Genomic DNA, 16,551 nt, shown 5'->3' with positions numbered 1-16,551 from the left:
CTGCCAAGCGGGGCAAACCGGGCTAATTTGCGATGGCAGTGCGATCTTGCCGGCATTTAGTTGCGTTTTCGTTGTGCGACTATTTGCCCTGTCGCGCGTTGCTGAGTGATGGGGCACTCGTCAGGCGCGAGACCATACACGTTGTATATGGGGTGGGGACGCCATGAATACGGGTATACAGGGGTTGCGGTACCGTCGTGCGGCTGTGCTCGTAGGGCTGTCGCTTGCATTGGCTGCCTGCGGCGGAGGTGGCGGCAATACCAAGCCGACCCCGGCACCACCGGTAACGCCGCCTTCCACACCACCGCCGTCGTCCAGCATCGCGCAGCCGCCCATCGATGCTCAGCTGAGCATCACCCATACCTATGCGGCGCATGCATCCGGCTATAACGGGGGCGGCGTCACCATCGGCATCGTCGATACCGGCGTGATGGCATCGCATCCCGCGCTGTCAGGGCGCGTGGTGAAAGAGCTGACCTACGTCGACCCGAGCACCAACAATCTCAAGGTTGACGATGTGAATGGCCACGGCACCTTCGTGGCGGAGATTGCTGCGGGCACCTCGTTCGGACAGTTCGCGGGTGGTATTGCGCCGGGGTCCAACATCGTCTCGTCGCGCATCCTCAACGACAGCGCTCCGGACGATAACGGTTCCACCGCCCCCGCGCCGGTCACATCCTCGGACGCGATTCCGCTGGGCCAGGTCAACGCCGACCAGATGGCCAATGGCGTAAGGGTGATGAACAACTCCTGGGGTGGCATCAGCTGGAGTTCCTCCGACACCGCCACGACCAAGGCTTTCCACGACGCATATAGCCCCTTCATCAACTCGTGGGGAGGCCTGGTGGTGTTCGCGGCGGGCAACGATTCGCAGGCCAATCCCAGCAGCATCGCCAGCTTGCCGAACCTGGCGCCGGATCTCGAGAAGGGTTGGCTCACCGTGGTGGCCGTCAACAGCAACAGCCCCACGCAGCTGGAGAGCTATTCCAACAAGTGCGGCATCGCGATGAACTACTGCCTTGCGGCACCCGGTGACGTGATTGTCAGCGGCAAGGGCGACACCAGCACGGCCAACGAGACGTACTGGATCGTCGAAGGCACCTCGCTGGCCGCGCCGCAGGTGTCCGGTGCGGCGGCATTGGTGTGGCAGGCCTATCCCTATTTCACCAATGACCTGGTGCGGCAGACCCTGCTGGGCACCGCCGACCCCTTGGGCGGCTCACAGCCCAACGCCACTTTCGGCTATGGCGAGCTGGACGTGGGCAGGGCAGTGAATGGCCCGGCGCAGTTCAACTGGGGCGACGTCACCGTCAATTTCAGCGGCAGCTCCAATTGGAACAACGCGATCTCAGGTGCTGGCGGCCTGATCAAGCAAGGCACCGGCACGCTGACGTTGACCCAGCCATCGAGCTACACCGGATTGACCCAGGTGCAAGGCGGCATGCTGGTGGCCACGTCGCTAGCTTCCAATGTGAGCATCGGTGCCCAAGGCGTGCTGAGCGGTACACCAGCTATTGGTGGTTCGATCACCAACGCCGGCGTGCTGGCCGTGGGCAGCACGGATGTCACGGTAGGCGGCAGCTACAACCAGCAAGGCGCCGGCCGTCTTGCCGTGGCACTGGGTTCGGTATTGCGGGTCAGCGGTACGGCCAGCCTTGCCGGCGGCGATCTCTACGTGACCGGCACGAAGCAGGGTTATCAGGCCAATTCGCATACCGATGTACTTGTCGCCAACGGTGGACTGACGGGCACGTTCTCCGCGCTCAACACGGCAACGGGTGTGTTGCTGACCGCCACGCTCGGCTATGGCGCCAACGACGCCTGGTTGAATGTGAGCCAGGTGCAGGCCAGCACAGTGACGGGCGTGACTTATACGCCTGCTTCATTCGCTGCAGCCCAGCGCGTGGATGGTGCCTTCAGCCAGATCAATACCCAGATGGGGCAGGGAGCAGCAAGCAACGGCAGCGCCGTGCCAACGTCCTTCATCGACGGTGCGGCAAGCTTGCAGCAGACGTCCACCGCGAGCGCGTTGCAGCAGTCATTGGCCAGTCTGTCGGGTCAGTTGCACGCCGCCAGTGCCGCGATGACCTTCGATGCGATGGATGCCGGCACGCGAGCGTTGTCCAACCGCTTCGACCAACTCGCCGACGTTACGAGTGTCGGTGGCTGGACACAGGCACTGGGCAACTACGGCAGCATGAGTCGTAGTGGCTACAACAACGTGGGTTATGACCTGAGCGGCTGGATGGTGGGACAGGATCACCGCCTTGGTAGTAACGGGCTAGCTGGCTTTGCGGTCAGCCACAGCCAGAACCTCGGTCGACTGGATGAGTTTGCCGATCAGGGGCGAAGCCGCGCCGTCGAAGGCATGCTGTATGGCGGCCTGGTACAAAACCAGTGGTATGCGATGGGGCGGCTGGGTTTCGGCAGCTATCGCGAAGACATGTATCGTCACCTGGCACTGGGCAGCGATGTGCAGAGCGTGGCCAGCGATACGAATGGCCGCTATGGCATCGCTTACGGTGAAAGTGGTTACCGCATGTCGTTTGGCGGCATGCACGTCACGCCGTACATCAATCTGCAGTACGCCAACATCCGGACCGACGGCTTCGATGAGGTTGGCGGCGATGGCTTCGGCCTCAAGGCCGGTGCGCAGACCATCGAGCGATGGCAGGCCGGCGCCGGCTTGCGTGCCGGTCGCGACTGGTCACTGGCGGGTGGCGGCCGCCTCAGCCTGCAAGGTCACCTGCTTTGGCAGCGCGCCTTCAGCATGCGCGGTGCGATACCCGATGCGAGCTTCGCGGTACTCAACCAGTGGGCGCCCGTGGGCGGCATCGGTCTGTCCCGTTATGGTGGCGAGGCGGGCGTGAGCCTGGACTGGGCCATGTCGCGACGCTCCAGCCTGTCCTTCGGCTATGACCAGTACGTGGCCCAGTACGATCGCGGCAAGATGGAAACGCTGAGCTACCGCCTGTCGTTCTGACGTCCCGGCGTCCTGGCGCTGGCATGACCCCTCTCCCTTTGGGGAGAGGGTAGGGTGAGGGGCTGGTCTTGCGGAAGCGCCATTCCGGAGCGCGCTTCGTAGAAACGTTATCGCGAGCACCCGCCCCTCACCTCAGTCCTCTCCCCATAGGGGAGAGGAGGCGATCAGGCCTTGCCGTGGAACAACTCTCGCCCGATCAACATGCGGCGAATCTCGTTGGTACCCGCGCCAATTTCGTAAAGCTTGGCATCGCGCAGCAAGCGCCCGGCAGGAAATTCGTTGATATAGCCGTTGCCGCCCAGCGCCTGGATGGCCTCCAACGTCACCTTCACCGCGTTCTGTGATGCATTGAGCAAGCACGCTGCAGGATCGATGCGCGACTTCACGTTGCTGTCGAACTGCCGGGCGACCATGTACGCAAAACCGCGCGACGACTGCAGCGCGGTATACATGTCCGCCACCTTGCCCTGCATCAGTCCGAACGTGCCGATCGGTGCGTTGAACTGCTTGCGCTCTCGCACGTAGGGCAGCGTGATATCCATGGCCGCCTGCATCAGGCCGATCGGGCCGCCCGAGAGCACAAGGCGCTCGGTGTCCAGGCCGCTCATCAGTACGCGCACGCCCTCGTTCACTTCGCCCACGATGTTCTCGGCGGGGATCTCGCAATCCTCGAACACCAGCTCGCAGGTGTTGGAGCCGCGCATGCCGAGCTTGTCCAGCTTCTGCGCGGTGCTGAAACCCTTCATGCCCTTCTCGATGATGAAGGCGGTCATGCAGCGGCTGCCCGCCGGACGCGGCGCGGTACGCATGTAAACCAGCAGCACGTCGGCGTCAGGGCCATTGGTGATCCACATCTTGGAGCCGTTGGCGACCCACACGTCGCCTTTTTTCTCCGCCTTGCAGCTCATCGAACCGACCACGTCGGAGCCGGCGCCGGGTTCGCTCATCGCCAGTGCACCCACATACTCACCGGAGCACAGTTTCGGAATGTACTTGCGACGCTGTGCTTCGTTGCCGTTGTGGAAAATGTTCTGCACGCACAGGTTGGAGTGCGCGCCGTACGAAAGGCCTACCGAGCCGGAAGCGCGCGAGATCTCCTCCATTGCCACGAGGTGCGCGAGAAAGCCCAAGCCGGTGCCGCCGTACTCCTCCGGAATGGTGATGCCGAGCAGGCCCATGTCGCCGAATTTGCGCCACAGATCGGCAGGAAACAGGTTTTCGCGGTCGATGTGGTCCGCGCGCGGCGCGATTTCCTTCTCCGCGAATGCGTGCACGCTCTCGCGCAGCAGATCGAGATCTTCACCCAACAAAAACGGACGCATGCCTTGAAACTCCGGAAAAACGCAACATGGAAATGGTAACGCGCCGCCCGTAACAATCCGTTGCGCGTCGCACAACCGGCTGCCTGATCAATCGGTGTGCAGCGCGTTGGTCAGCTCCGCGAGGCGATCGCGCTGTGTCAGCACCTGAGTGAGCTGGCCCAGCACCAGGCGAGCTGTTTCATCGCTGTCACACAGGGTGAGGGTGCTGGCGAAGGTGGCGTCGTCGGCCATGGGGATGGCGTTCAGCCCGTTGGCCAGCGCGTCGGCGAGCCACTCAAGCGCAACGACGGTACGCGCACCCGCCTGTGCAATGGCGTCGCGTGCGGGAGCGGAAGTGATGGTTTGTCGATGCACTCCCAGCGCAGAGAGCTGCCCCAGCAACGTGTGCGCCGCGGCCAGGAAGTGCAACAGCATTTCGCTACCCCGGTGATGCTGTCCCGGCTCGCGCAACATGTTCGCCAGCACGCTGCTCAGCGTGGCGTTGGCGTTGTGCGCGTCGCGACGGGCAACGCGGTAATCGAGATCGTCGCGGCGGCCGCTGGCGTACTGCGCGATGATCCGTGCCAGGTAACGCGCATCGCCGCGCATGGTGTCGGCCAGCACGTCATCGAATCGTCGCCCCTGCCAGTCGGGCAGGATCAGACGCATCGCCAGCGCGGCGATAGCGGCGCCGATTAGCGTATCGAGCAGGCGCGGCCACATCACCGCATAACCGCTGCCGACCTGATTGAAGCACAACACTACGAACAGTGTGATGGCAGCGGTGGCGGTGGAATAGCGTCGCAGACGCGCGGCGAAGAACGTCACGCCGGAGGCAACGATCAGCGACATCTGCCACGGCCCGAAGGGCACCAATCGCAACGTGGCCCAACCCAAAATCAGGCCCGCGATTGTGCCGGCCACACGCTGCAGGAGCCGCCGCTGCGTGGCGCCGTAGCTGGGCTGGCATACCAGCAGCGTGGTCAGCAGGATCCAGTAGCCATGGCGCGGATGCATCAGATGCAGCACGCCGTATCCCACCAGCAAGGCCATGGCGAGCCGCACCGCATGGCGAAAGCGGAACGAACGCGGCGTCAGCTGCAGGCGAATGCGCTCCCACGCTCCGCCCAGCGACTGGGGGCCGGGGTTCTGCAGCGCGCTTTCCCCATCAGTGGTTGGCAGGCCGATCGGCTGGCCACCTTCGAGCTGCTGTTGGATCGCAGAGAGGTTGCTAACCAATGCGTTGAGCGAGCGCAAGAGATGATCGACGGGCGGATGCGACTGCTCGCGTAGTGCGGCAAGGGCGCTGTGCAGATCATTCACCGCAACGCGGGTTCCTGGATCTGTCGGTACCCGGCTGCGCAGGCGCAGCGCATCCGCGCGTAGACGGCAAACGCGGGCCTCCTGGCGCAGCAAGTGTTCGCAGCGAAACAGCACATCGCTGTGAAACAGCGCCTCGGCCAATGCATCGTACGGATAGTGTGCCGAGCTGATGCGCTCGTGGATGTCCTGCGCCGTGAAGTAAAGCCGTAGCCGCGCGGCGGTGGCGCCGCGCGGGCGTCGTGCGCCGATGCGGTCGATGAGCACCAGGCGGGTGTCGTTGAGCGCTTCCACCACGCGCCCGTTTCGACTCGCCAGTGACAGCTGCAACGCTTCACGGTCCACGCCATGCACTGGTGTAAACAACGCCGCCTTGCTGTCCAGTACATCGGCGAGTGCTTCGAACAATCGGGCCAGCGAATGTCGTACGGCCTGCTGCGGCGCCAGCACGCTCCACAGTAACGACAGCACGCCATACCACGCGGAGCCGGCCAACAGCAGCAAAGGCTGGTGCCAGGGATGTATCGCCGTGCCGTCTGCCGTGTCGGCGCCGATCATGGTGTAGACCGCCAGCAGCAGCGTGGCACCCGCCACGGTGGCGTAGCGCTCGCTGATCGCACCCAGCATCACCAGCACAAAGGTGGACAGCGGTAGACCGATCGCAAACAGCAACGGATACGGAAATAACCACTGCACGGCGAACGACGACACGGTGAAGCAGGCCAGCGTCACCAGCAAGGTACCCAAGCGGTTGCGCCAGTGATCTTCTGTCTCCGCCAGTGCACAGGCGATCACGCCAAGCAGTACGGACACCACGGCATCGATGCGTCCGCTGCTGAAACACCAGGCGACTGCACCGCCCAGGGCGAGCAGCACGCGCAGGCATTCGGCAAAGCGGTCGGAGCCGCGCAGGCGGCGCCAGCGAAGAGTGAGGGCAGGCGAGAGCATCACGACGGCAGCATACGATGATGCAATGCACCATGCCCAGCCGTCGGTAGCTCAGTCCGGTGCCTGGCGCAAAAAAACGCCGGCGCAAGGCCGGCGTTCTTCAGGTAGGTAACGCTTTTGCCGCTTACTGGCCGCGCATGCGACCAGCGAAGCGCGGACCGTGGTCGCCCATGGTCGGCAGCTTGATCTTGCCGATGGAGGTGATGCGCTCCTCGGCCAGGCGGTCAGCGGCCTTGTAGGTCGGCACGCCTTCGTTCTTGGAGATCTCGAAGATGCGACCCAGGTTGTAGTAGATGGTGCGCATCATGCGCATCGCACGCTCGCGGTTGTAGCCGTCGATTTCCAGCGACACGTTCATCACGCCGCCGGCATTGACTGCATAGTCCGGTGCGTAGAGCACGCCACGGCGGGTCAACTCGTCGCCGATGGCGTCGGTGGCCAGCTGGTTGTTGGCTGCACCGCAGATGATCTTGGCCTTGATGCGGTCGATGGTCTGCTCATTGAGCGTGCCGCCCAGCGCGCACGGCGAGTACACGTCGGCGTCGACGTCGTAGATCTCGTCGAGGCCCACGGCTTCGCAGCCCAGCTCATCGACGCAGCGCTGCACGGCATCCTTGTTGATGTCGGTGACGAACACCTTGGCGCCCTGTTCGCGCAGCAGCTTGATGAACTCGCTGCCCACGTGGCCGCAGCCCTGCACGGCGTAGCTGTACTTGCCCACGTCTTCGTTGCCGTTCTTGAACTGCAGCGCGGCCATCAGGCCCTGCAGCGTGCCGAATGCGGTGAACGGCGACGGGTCGCCCGAGCCGCCGTGCACCTGATGCACGCCGGTGACGTATTCGGTTTCACGGAACACGTATTCCATGTCGTTGACGTCGATGCCGACGTCCTCGGCGGTGATGTAGCGACCGTTGAGCGAGTTGACGAAGCGGCCGAACGCGCGGAACAGCGCCTCGGACTTGTCCTTGCTCGGGTCGCCGATGATCACGGCCTTGCCGCCGCCCAGGTTCAGGCCGGCAACGGCGTTCTTGTAGGTCATGCCGCGCGACAGACGCAGCACGTCGTTCACCGCGTCTTGCTCGCTCTTGTACGGCCACATGCGCAGGCCGCCGAGCGCGGGGCCCAGCACCGTGTTGTGGATCGCGATGATGGCCTTCAGGCCAGCGTCTTTGTTGTGGCAGAAGACGACTTCTTCGTGACCCGTGTTGGCGATGGTTTCGAAAATCATTGGAACGGTGACTCCAAGTTGAGTGCCCGGGGATGGCACGCCGGAATGGAGGCGGGAACGGTCCAGCGCGGTCCCGCCAAGGCTGAAAACGCCTGAAACTCAAACGCCCCAGCAAGGCTGGGGCGATGAATCGAGTTCCCAATTCTAATACGGCACGGGCCGAGGCTGGTGCCGCGGCGCATCAAAGCGGTGGCGTATGGGTTTTTCCGGGGTGCCACGTCAGCGCGGCGGCTAGCCGGCCACCCAGACACCCACGTTGAGGTGCCAGCCGTCATTGCGACGCTCGTAGTGCGGATGCACATAGTGGTAGCCCGGGCGTGTGGGTTCCCAGTGCCCATGCATGGCTACGTATTTGCGACCGTTCCAGTGCCAGTAACCGCGCGCCCAGACATAGCCTGAGCGCGGCATCGGTTCCTGCTCCACCAGCTCCACTGGCGGCGGCTGAGGTGCGATGACTTCGACGTAATCACGTTGCTCAACCGGCTCGCGCTCCACCACTACAGGGTGGGGGCGACGGGCAGGCTGCTCGACCACGCAACCGCTGGCCAACAGAGTCAGAGCGGAAAGGACGACTAGACGAATCGACATGATGGCCGGTGCCTTTGCAGAAGGAATGGAAGCTGGATCTGGCTGCCTGGGGTTATGGCTGCTCAATGGCCCCAGTACCCATCACGGAAGCGCCAGCCGTCGCGCGCGTGCGCCCAGCCAGCCCGGTGATAGACGTAGCCCGGACGGCCACGTACCCAATAGCCGCCCACCCACACGTGGCGTTGACCTTCCCAGCGCCAGTAACCCGGTGCCCACACGTAACCCGCGCGCGGCGGCGGCGGCACCTCGTAACGCGGCGGCGGCGGGGCGACATTGATGCCGACCGCTACCGAGACGCCGGCCGCAGCGGTCGGAGCATAGACGGCACCTGCGCTTGCCATGCCAATGACGGCAAGCAGGGCGAGTTTGCGAGTAGTGCTCAGCATTAGAGATCTCCCTTGGTGAAGGCCGCACCGTGCGGTCTCATGGCCGAAAACGGAGTACTCCACGGGCTGTTGACGCTGTTTCTCCGCCTCGTTCAGGTTCGTGAGGGTCGATGGCGGGCGCCTGTTCAGTTTTTCTTGATGTAAAAAGAACGAACGGTCGTGCTATTTTAAAGCCATGAACACGACCTTCCCCAGCACCGGCAAGCGCGCAGCCACGCGCGAGCTCATCCTCGACCACGCTTACGAGCTGGCCCGCCGAGATGGCTTGGAAGGCCTGTCCATTGGCTCGCTTGCACAAGACGTAGGCATGTCCAAGAGCGGCGTATTCGCCCACTTCGGCTCGCGCGAAGATTTGCAGCTCGCGGTGTTGGAAGCGGGGCAGCTGCGCTTCCTGCAACGCGTGAAGTGGCCCGCGCTGAAATTGCCGCGAGGTCTGCCGCGTGTGCGCGCCATCGTGGTCAATTGGGTGGCGTGGGCGCAGGAATACCAAAGCGGTTGCGTACTGCTCACCGCCGCCGGCGAGTACGACGGCCGCGAAGGTCCGTTGCGCGACACCGTGACTCGACAGCAATCGGGCTGGCGCCAGGAAATGTGCCGTGCCATTGGGCACGCGGTGGAAAACGGCGAACTGCACCAGGACACCGACTTCGGCCAGCTCGCTTTCGAGATCTACGCACTCATGTTGGGCCTGCATCACGACGCGGCCCTGTTCGGTTTCGATGAAGCACGCCGGCACACGCTGGCCGGCTTCGAGCGCTTGATTGCCAGCTATAGCCCGGATTTGGGCCGGAGGACCGTGCCATGACCACCACGACCGCCAAGCGTCATCACCGCACTCATGCGCTCAAGCTGGGCGCGGTACGCGCCACCTTTGCGGTGGGTAGCCGGTTGGCGCCGGAGCGTACCGTGAACAAGGCAGCGCAGCTGTTCGTCACGCCGTTCTCCAGCAGCCGCACGCGTGCGCAGCTTGCCCGGCCCGATCACGACATGACCTATGCGGAGCTGGACATCGCCGGTCAACGCATCGCCACTTATGTATGGGGTGATCCCACGACACAACCCTACGCGTTGCTGGTACACGGCTGGTCGAGTTTTGGCCTGCGCTATCTGCCTTGGGTCGCGTCGCTGCGTGCGCTGGGCTACGCGGTGGTGGCGTTTGATCAGCCCGGCCACGGCAAGAGCGGCGGCCGCTACTGCTCCTTGCCTGATTTCGTGAAGACCGTGCGCGAGGTTGGCGCGCATTTCGGCAACGCGGCGCTGGCCATTGCGCATTCGCTGGGTGGCACCGCGGCCACGCTGGCGCAGGGCGAAGCGTGGCATGCGCAGAAACTCATCCTGATCTCTCCCGCTGCCGATCCGGTAGACGCCACGCGTCGCTTCTCGCGTTTCGTGCATCTCGGTAGGCATCTCAACGGGCGCCTGCACGATCGGCTCGAAGCGATGTCCGGCGTCAACATCCACGACCTGCAAGTACATCGTCATCTGCCCGCGCTCGGCCAGCCCGCACTGATCGTGCATGACGTGGACGATCATGACGTGCCCTGGTCCGAAGGCGAACGCTATGCACGCCACTGGTGCGGCGCACGCCTGCTCAGCACGCAGGGCCTGGGACATCACCGTGTGCTGGATGCGCCGGAAGTGATCGAGGCTTCACTCGCTTTCCTGCGTGGCGAAGTGGTGGGCGAGCGTGTGGTGTCGTCGCCCAATCTGCCGTTTGGGGACAGTTGAGCGAATAGGCGGGCGGAGCGCTCCGCTCGCGGGTTCCCCCACGCCTTCACCGTCATTCCTGCGAGAAGCTCTTAAACAGCCGCAGGGCTGATCAAGCAGGAATCCAGGATTTGTCGTTCGGGGACAGTTGAGCGGATCCGCGGGCGGAGCGTTCCGTTCTGCTCCGCTCGCGGTTTCCCCACGCCCTCACCGTCATTCCTGCGAAAGCAGGAATCCAGTGCCTTTGCATCTCGCCGGGGCGTCACAAATAGACGCTGGATTCCTGCGTTCGCAGGAATGACGGGGCGGTGGTATGTGTGCGGCCACGATACCGACGCGCACGGTCGCCGCGAATATGATGCGGAAATCGCCGAAAATCAGCCTCCTCCGCGCCGCAACATGTTCCGAACGCAACCATCCATTAAAATCGGGACATTCGACGCATACGCAGTCTCGGAGTCCCCATGAGTTTCCCCGCCCAGCACGTTCCCGCCAGCGCCGCCCAGGCGGAAACCCGCCCCCTGCGCTTCGTCACTGCCGCCAGCCTGTTCGATGGTCACGACGCGGCTATCAACATCATGCGTCGCATCATCCAGTCGCAAGGCGCGGAGGTGATCCACCTCGGCCATAACCGCTCGGTAGAAGACGTGGTGCGCGCCGCGCTGCAGGAAGACGCCGATGCGATCGCGCTGTCGTCCTACCAGGGCGGGCACGTCGAGTACTTCAAGTACATGGTGGACATGCTCAAGGAGCACGGCGCCGCGCACATCCGCGTGTTCGGCGGTGGTGGCGGCACCATTACGCCAGAAGAAATCCGCGAGCTGCAGACCTACGGTGTCGAGCGCATCTATCACCCGAACGACGGCATGAAGCTCGGCCTCACCGAGATGATCGAGGACGTGATGCATCGCACGCGTGCCGCGGCGGTGAAGCGCGCGAAGGAAGAAGAGGCCACCACCGTCACGCCGCGCGTGGATATCGACGACGAAATCTCCATTGGCCACATGCTCTCGGCCATCGAAGAAAGCGAACTGCCCGAAGCTGAGCTCGACCATCTGCGCAAGCAGTGGAAGATGGCCGGCAAGCAGACGCCGGTGCTTGGCGTGACCGGTACCGGCGGTGCGGGCAAGTCCTCCGTGGTCGACGAACTGCTCTTGCGCTTTTTGCATGCGTTCCCTGAGATGCGCATTGCCGTGCTAGCCGTCGATCCCACGCGTCGCCGCAGTGGCGGCGCGTTGCTGGGCGACCGCATCCGCATGAATTCTCTGCGAAGCCATCGCGTGTACATGCGCTCCATGGCCACGCGTCGCCAACACGCCGCCACCAACGCGGTACTGCGTGACTGCATCGATTTCCTCAAGGCGCAGCCGTACGACCTGGTCATTGTCGAGACCGCCGGCATCGGCCAGAGCGATTCGGAAATCATCGATCTGGTGGATTTCCCCACCTACGTGATGACCAGCGACTACGGTGCGGCCAGCCAGCTGGAAAAGATCGATATGATCGATTTCGCTGAGCTGGTGGTGCTCAACAAGTTCGACAAGCGCGGCGCCGAAGACGCACTGCGCGACGTGCGTAAGCAGTGGAAGCGCAACCGTACCGCGTTCTCGCTCACTGACGAGCAGGTGCCGGTGTTCCCCACCATCGCCAGCCAGTTCAATGATCCGGGCGTGACCTGGATGTTCTCCAACCTCTGCCGCCTGCTGCGCGACAAGCTCAGCCTGCCGGCCGACAAGTGGACGCCCAACCTCGATACCACGCTGAAGGAGCCGCGCGCTACCGTGCTGATTCCCGGCAGCCGCGTGCGTTACCTCGCCGAGATCGCCGAGCAGGGCCGTGGCATCAACAAAGAGATCGAGCGCGAGGCCGAGTTTGCCAGCAAGGCGCAGCACTACTACGAGTCGTTGAAGGATCTGGGTGATGCGCAGCTGCCGCGCGAGCTGGCCCGCTACGAATCCGCCGCGCTGCACGAGGAGGGCGCGGACCGTACGCTGCTCACGCTGCGCCAGCGCTACAACGAAGCGATCAAGGAACTCAGCCACCACGCCATCCACCTGCTGCACGAGTGGCCGGCGCGCTACAAGTCGGTGACCGACGAGGTCAACGAGTACAAGGTGCGCGACAAGGTGATCCGCGTTGAGAACTACCGCGAATCGCTCAGCCATCAGAAGATCCCGAAGGTCGCGCCGCCCAAGACCAAGGACTGGGGTGACCTGCTGCGCTTCCTGCTGCGCGAGAACCTGCCCGGTCATTATCCGTATACCGGTGGCGTGTATCCGTACCGCCGCACCGGCGAGGACCCCACCCGCATGTTCGCGGGCGAAGGCACACCTGAGCGCACCAACCGTCGCTTCCACTACCTGAGCCAGGGCGGCGCAGCGACGCGCCTGTCCACCGCGTTCGACTCGGTCACGCTATATGGCGAAGACCCGGCACCGCGTCCGGACATCTACGGCAAGATCGGCAACTCCGGCGTCAACATCGCTTCGCTGGACGACATGAAGAAGCTGTACTCCGGCTTCGACCTCAGTGCGCCGTCGAGCTCAGTGTCGATGACCATCAACGGTCCCGCGCCGATCATCCTCGCGATGTTCATGAACACCGCGATCGACCAGAACGTTGAGAAGTACCTCAAGGCAGATCCCGCTCGTTGGGCCGCAGCCGAGAAGCGTATCGCGGAGATGTTTGCCAAGGGTCCGCGTCCGACCTATTCGGGTGAACTGCCCAAGGGCAACGAAGGCCTGGGCCTGAGCCTGCTCGGCGTCACCGGCAATCAGCTGGTGGATGCCGAGACCTACGCACGCATCAAGGAAGAGACCCTGCAGAACGTGCGCGGTACCGTGCAGGCCGACATCCTGAAGGAAGACCAGGCGCAGAACACCTGCATCTTCTCCACCGAGTTTGCACTGCGCATGATGGGTGACATCCAGCAGTATTTCGTCGACCACAAGGTGCGCAACTTCTACTCGGTGTCCATCTCCGGTTATCACATCGCCGAAGCGGGCGCGAACCCGATCAGCCAGTTGGCTTTTACGCTCAGCAACGGGTTCACGATCGTCGAGTACTACCTCGCGCGCGGCATGAACATCGACGACTTCGCGCCGAACCTGTCGTTCTTCTTCTCCAACGGCATGGACCCGGAGTACACCGTGATCGGCCGCGTGGCTCGTCGCATCTGGGCACGTGCGATGCGTGAGCGCTATGGCGCCAGCGCACGCAGCCAGATGATGAAGTACCACATCCAGACATCGGGTCGTTCGCTGCACGCGCAGGAAATCCAGTTCAACGACATCCGCACCACACTGCAGGCGCTGTACGCGCTGTTTGACAACTGCAACAGCCTGCACACGAATGCGTACGACGAAGCGATCACCACGCCGACGGAAGAAAGCGTGCGCCGCGCTGTGGCGATCCAGATGATCATCAACAAGGAACTTGGCCTCAACTTCAACGAGAACCCATGGCAGGGCAGCTACATCGTCGATGCACTCACCGACATCGTCGAAGAGGCCGTGTACAAGGAGTTCGAGGCGATCAGCGAGCGCGGCGGCGTGCTCGGCGCGATGGATACCATGTATCAGCGCGGCAAGATCCAGGAAGAGTCGATGTTCTACGAGCACAAGAAGCACGACGGCAGCCTGCCGCTGATCGGCGTGAACACCTTCCTGCCCAAGGATCATGGCGGCGAAATCGCCACCGAGATCGAACTCATCCGTTCGACCGAAGGCGAGAAGAGTCAGCAGATCGACAACGTGCTGGCGTTCGGCAAGGCACGCAATGGCCTTGCACCGGAAAGCCTCAAGATCTTGCAGAACACCGCGCGTGATCGCAAGAACGTCTTCGAGCAGTTGATGGAAGCCGTGAAATACAACTCGCTCGGCCAGATCAGTCACGCGCTCTATGACGTGGGCGGCGAGTACCGCCGCAACATGTAAGCCATGTGCTGTGTGCCCTCTCCGCTTCAAGGAGAGGGCAGGGCGACAGCAAGTTCTCGCGCAACGCCCTTTATCACCAAACACTTCTTAAACGAATACACCGGCCACGCCGAAGAAAGTCGTCACCTTGGAAGGTGAGCGACAGTTTTGGCGTGCACGATGCCGTCCGCAAATGAAATAGATCGCAAGCAGGCCGCGAAACGCAGTTTTCGTGGCGCGTTACATCGTGTGCGGCAGAATGAAGAGTAATTGCGCACACGTCTAATGAATCATTTGGACGTCCGGTGAAAATACCCATCCTGATGTATCACAACATCGCGCAGGTGCCGCGCGGTGTGCAGGTCTATCGCAGCCTTTACGTGTCGCCCGCATCGTTTGCCCGGCAAATGGGCCTGTTGAAGATGTTGGGCTATCGCGGCATGTCGATGTCCGATGCCATGCCTTATCTGCGCGGCGAGCGCGAGGGTCGCGTCGCCGTGATCACGCTCGATGACGGCTACGTCGACAACCTGGAATCGGCAGTACCCGTGCTGCAGCGCTACGGGTTCACTGCCACCTGCTACGTGGTGAGCTCGCGCATTGGCGAGTACAACCAGTGGGACGACGAAAAACTTGGCGTCCGCAAGCCGTTGATGACGGTGGAGCAGCTTAAGTCATGGCATGCAGCGGGCATGGAAGTCGGTGCGCATACGCGAACCCACGTGCGGCTGAGCCAGTGCACCGACAAGCAGCAGACCGACGAGATACAGGGCAGCAAAGCTGAACTGGAGGATCGCCTTGGCGTATCCGTTACCCAGTTTTGCTACCCCTATGGCGACCACGACGGGCGTGCGGTCGAGGTCGCACGCGAAGCGGGCTACGAGGCGGCCACTACGACGGGCCGCGGTCGCGCGGAAGCCGGACCAAACACCGATCTCTTGCGCTTGCCGCGCATCCAGGTTGCGCGTCACCACTGGCTTCCCCAGGTGGCGGCCAAGGTGATGAGTGGCTACGAGGACAAGCGTGCATGAAGTTGCTTTTTGTTGGCACCAACCCGGAGAACACCGGCGCGGCAACGCATTTCGTTTCGTTGGCCAAGGCGATGGTCGAAGCAGGGCATCGCGTGGAAGGCATCGTGTCGCGACACGGGCTTATTGGCGAAGGGATGGAGGTCGCGGGCATTCCGGCGTTCTACAGCTCGTTTCGCAACGTGTTCGATTTGCGTGGCTATGCGGCGGTGCTTCGTCGGGTGAGCAAGTTTTCCCCGGACTGGCTGGTTGGCAATTTCGGCAAGGAATACTGGCCGCTCATCGCCTGCAGTCGACTCACCGGGACGCCGGTGGCCCTGTTCCGGCACCGTAATCCACGAATGAATACGCTCTCCGAGTACGGTGTGCCACGCCTGGCGCAACGCTTCATTGCCGTATCCGAATATGCGCGCAATGCGTATCTGCGTTGCGGTGTGCCCGCCGATCGCGTGTGGATTTCCTACAACCCGGTCGACACCGCCGTGTACCAGCCGGATCCACAACGTCGCGCGCAAGTGCGTCGCGAGTTCGGCATCGATGATGACGCTATCGTCATGGGCTACGCAGGGCGCATGCATGGTGGCAAGGGCGTGACCCAGCTGATGAAGGCGGCAAATGAAGCCATGGCCTTGCAGCCAAGACTGCATGTGCTTTGGGTAGGTAACGGGCCGGAGGAATGGGCGTTGCGCCGGATGGCGCACGCCAGCGGCCTGTCTGCTCGTCACCACTTCACCGGGTGGGTAAGTGATACGTCGCGCTACTGCAGCGCGCTATCGTTCCTGGCGTTTCCTTCGGTGGAGCCGGAAACCTTCGGGCGCGTCGCTATCGAGGCCGAGGCGTGTGGTGTGCCGGTACTCGGCAGCAACATCGGCGGTATTCCCGAGACGATGCAGGACAACGTCACCGGCTACCTGATCGAGCCGGGCAACATTGCCGCCTGGCGCGATCGCATCCTCGCACTGAGTGATGAAGCGCAATGCAGGGATATGGGACTTGCGGCGCGCGCCTACACGGTCGAGCACTTCAGCAATGCTGCTGTCGCACGGGATTTCGAGGCGCTTCTCCGCTACGGCGACGTGGCTCTGCATAACTACCATCACGCCCCTGCATAACGTTGCCTTTTCCCGAGTGCACGCCCGAAGGTACGT

11 protein-coding genes are annotated in these 16,551 nt (G+C 63.0%); 6 read left to right on the top strand and 5 right to left on the bottom strand.

Features of this window, described 5'->3' with window-relative positions; translation table 11 throughout:
* Nucleotides 1-163: 163 nt before the first annotated feature.
* The gene (locus tag AC3CBN_RS19075; RefSeq protein WP_488634562.1) at nt 164-2,983 is read left to right on the top strand and encodes a S8 family serine peptidase; all 2,820 of its coding nucleotides are present in this window, start codon (nt 164-166) and stop codon (nt 2,981-2,983) included.
* A 164-nt stretch (nt 2,984-3,147) separates the two neighbouring features.
* On the opposite strand, the gene AC3CBN_RS19070 is transcribed toward AC3CBN_RS19075, so the two are convergent.
* The 5 genes from AC3CBN_RS19070 to AC3CBN_RS19050 form a co-directional block, all read right to left on the bottom strand.
* Nucleotides 3,148-4,305, bottom strand: a complete 1,158-nt coding sequence (locus AC3CBN_RS19070) for an isovaleryl-CoA dehydrogenase (protein WP_488634561.1) — start codon at nt 4,303-4,305, stop codon at nt 3,148-3,150.
* An 87-nt stretch (nt 4,306-4,392) separates the two neighbouring features.
* On the bottom strand, nt 4,393-6,552 hold the full coding sequence (gene yccS, locus AC3CBN_RS19065; protein WP_488634560.1) for a YccS family putative transporter: 2,160 nt from the start codon (nt 6,550-6,552) through the stop codon (nt 4,393-4,395).
* A 124-nt stretch (nt 6,553-6,676) separates the two neighbouring features.
* Nucleotides 6,677-7,780 (bottom strand): Glu/Leu/Phe/Val dehydrogenase dimerization domain-containing protein, encoded by a 1,104-nt coding sequence (locus AC3CBN_RS19060; protein ID WP_488634559.1) that lies wholly within the window; start codon nt 7,778-7,780, stop codon nt 6,677-6,679.
* 231 nt (nt 7,781-8,011) lie between these two features.
* Nucleotides 8,012-8,368, bottom strand: a complete 357-nt coding sequence (locus AC3CBN_RS19055) for a YXWGXW repeat-containing protein (protein WP_488634558.1) — start codon at nt 8,366-8,368, stop codon at nt 8,012-8,014.
* 62 nt (nt 8,369-8,430) lie between these two features.
* Entirely contained in the window at nt 8,431-8,754 is a 324-nt protein-coding gene (locus tag AC3CBN_RS19050; RefSeq protein WP_488634557.1) for a YXWGXW repeat-containing protein, read from the bottom strand.
* A 175-nt stretch (nt 8,755-8,929) separates the two neighbouring features.
* On the opposite strand from AC3CBN_RS19050, the gene AC3CBN_RS19045 reads away from it, so the two are divergent.
* The 5 genes from AC3CBN_RS19045 (at nt 8,930) to AC3CBN_RS19025 (ending at nt 16,515) form a co-directional block, all read left to right on the top strand.
* Entirely contained in the window at nt 8,930-9,559 is a 630-nt protein-coding gene (locus AC3CBN_RS19045) for a TetR/AcrR family transcriptional regulator (RefSeq protein WP_488634556.1), read from the top strand.
* Nucleotides 9,556-10,482, top strand: coding sequence for an alpha/beta hydrolase (locus AC3CBN_RS19040; protein ID WP_488634555.1), 927 nt, complete (start codon nt 9,556-9,558; stop codon nt 10,480-10,482). Before AC3CBN_RS19045 ends, AC3CBN_RS19040 begins: the two co-directional genes overlap by 4 nt.
* 443 nt (nt 10,483-10,925) lie before the next feature.
* Entirely contained in the window at nt 10,926-14,396 is a 3,471-nt protein-coding gene (locus AC3CBN_RS19035) for a methylmalonyl-CoA mutase family protein (protein ID WP_488634554.1), read from the top strand.
* A 302-nt stretch (nt 14,397-14,698) separates the two neighbouring features.
* A complete protein-coding gene (locus AC3CBN_RS19030; protein ID WP_488636771.1) occupies nt 14,699-15,406 on the top strand; it encodes a polysaccharide deacetylase family protein in 708 nt (235 codons plus the stop codon).
* Nucleotides 15,403-16,515, top strand: coding sequence for a glycosyltransferase family 4 protein (locus AC3CBN_RS19025; RefSeq protein WP_488634553.1), 1,113 nt, complete (start codon nt 15,403-15,405; stop codon nt 16,513-16,515). Before AC3CBN_RS19030 ends, AC3CBN_RS19025 begins: the two co-directional genes overlap by 4 nt.
* Nucleotides 16,516-16,551: the final 36 nt, after the last annotated feature.

Source organism: Dyella sp. OK584 (assembly GCF_057787755.1).
The sequence above is the reverse complement of the archived record's forward strand: the minus strand, read 5'-3'. Positions and strand labels throughout refer to the sequence as shown.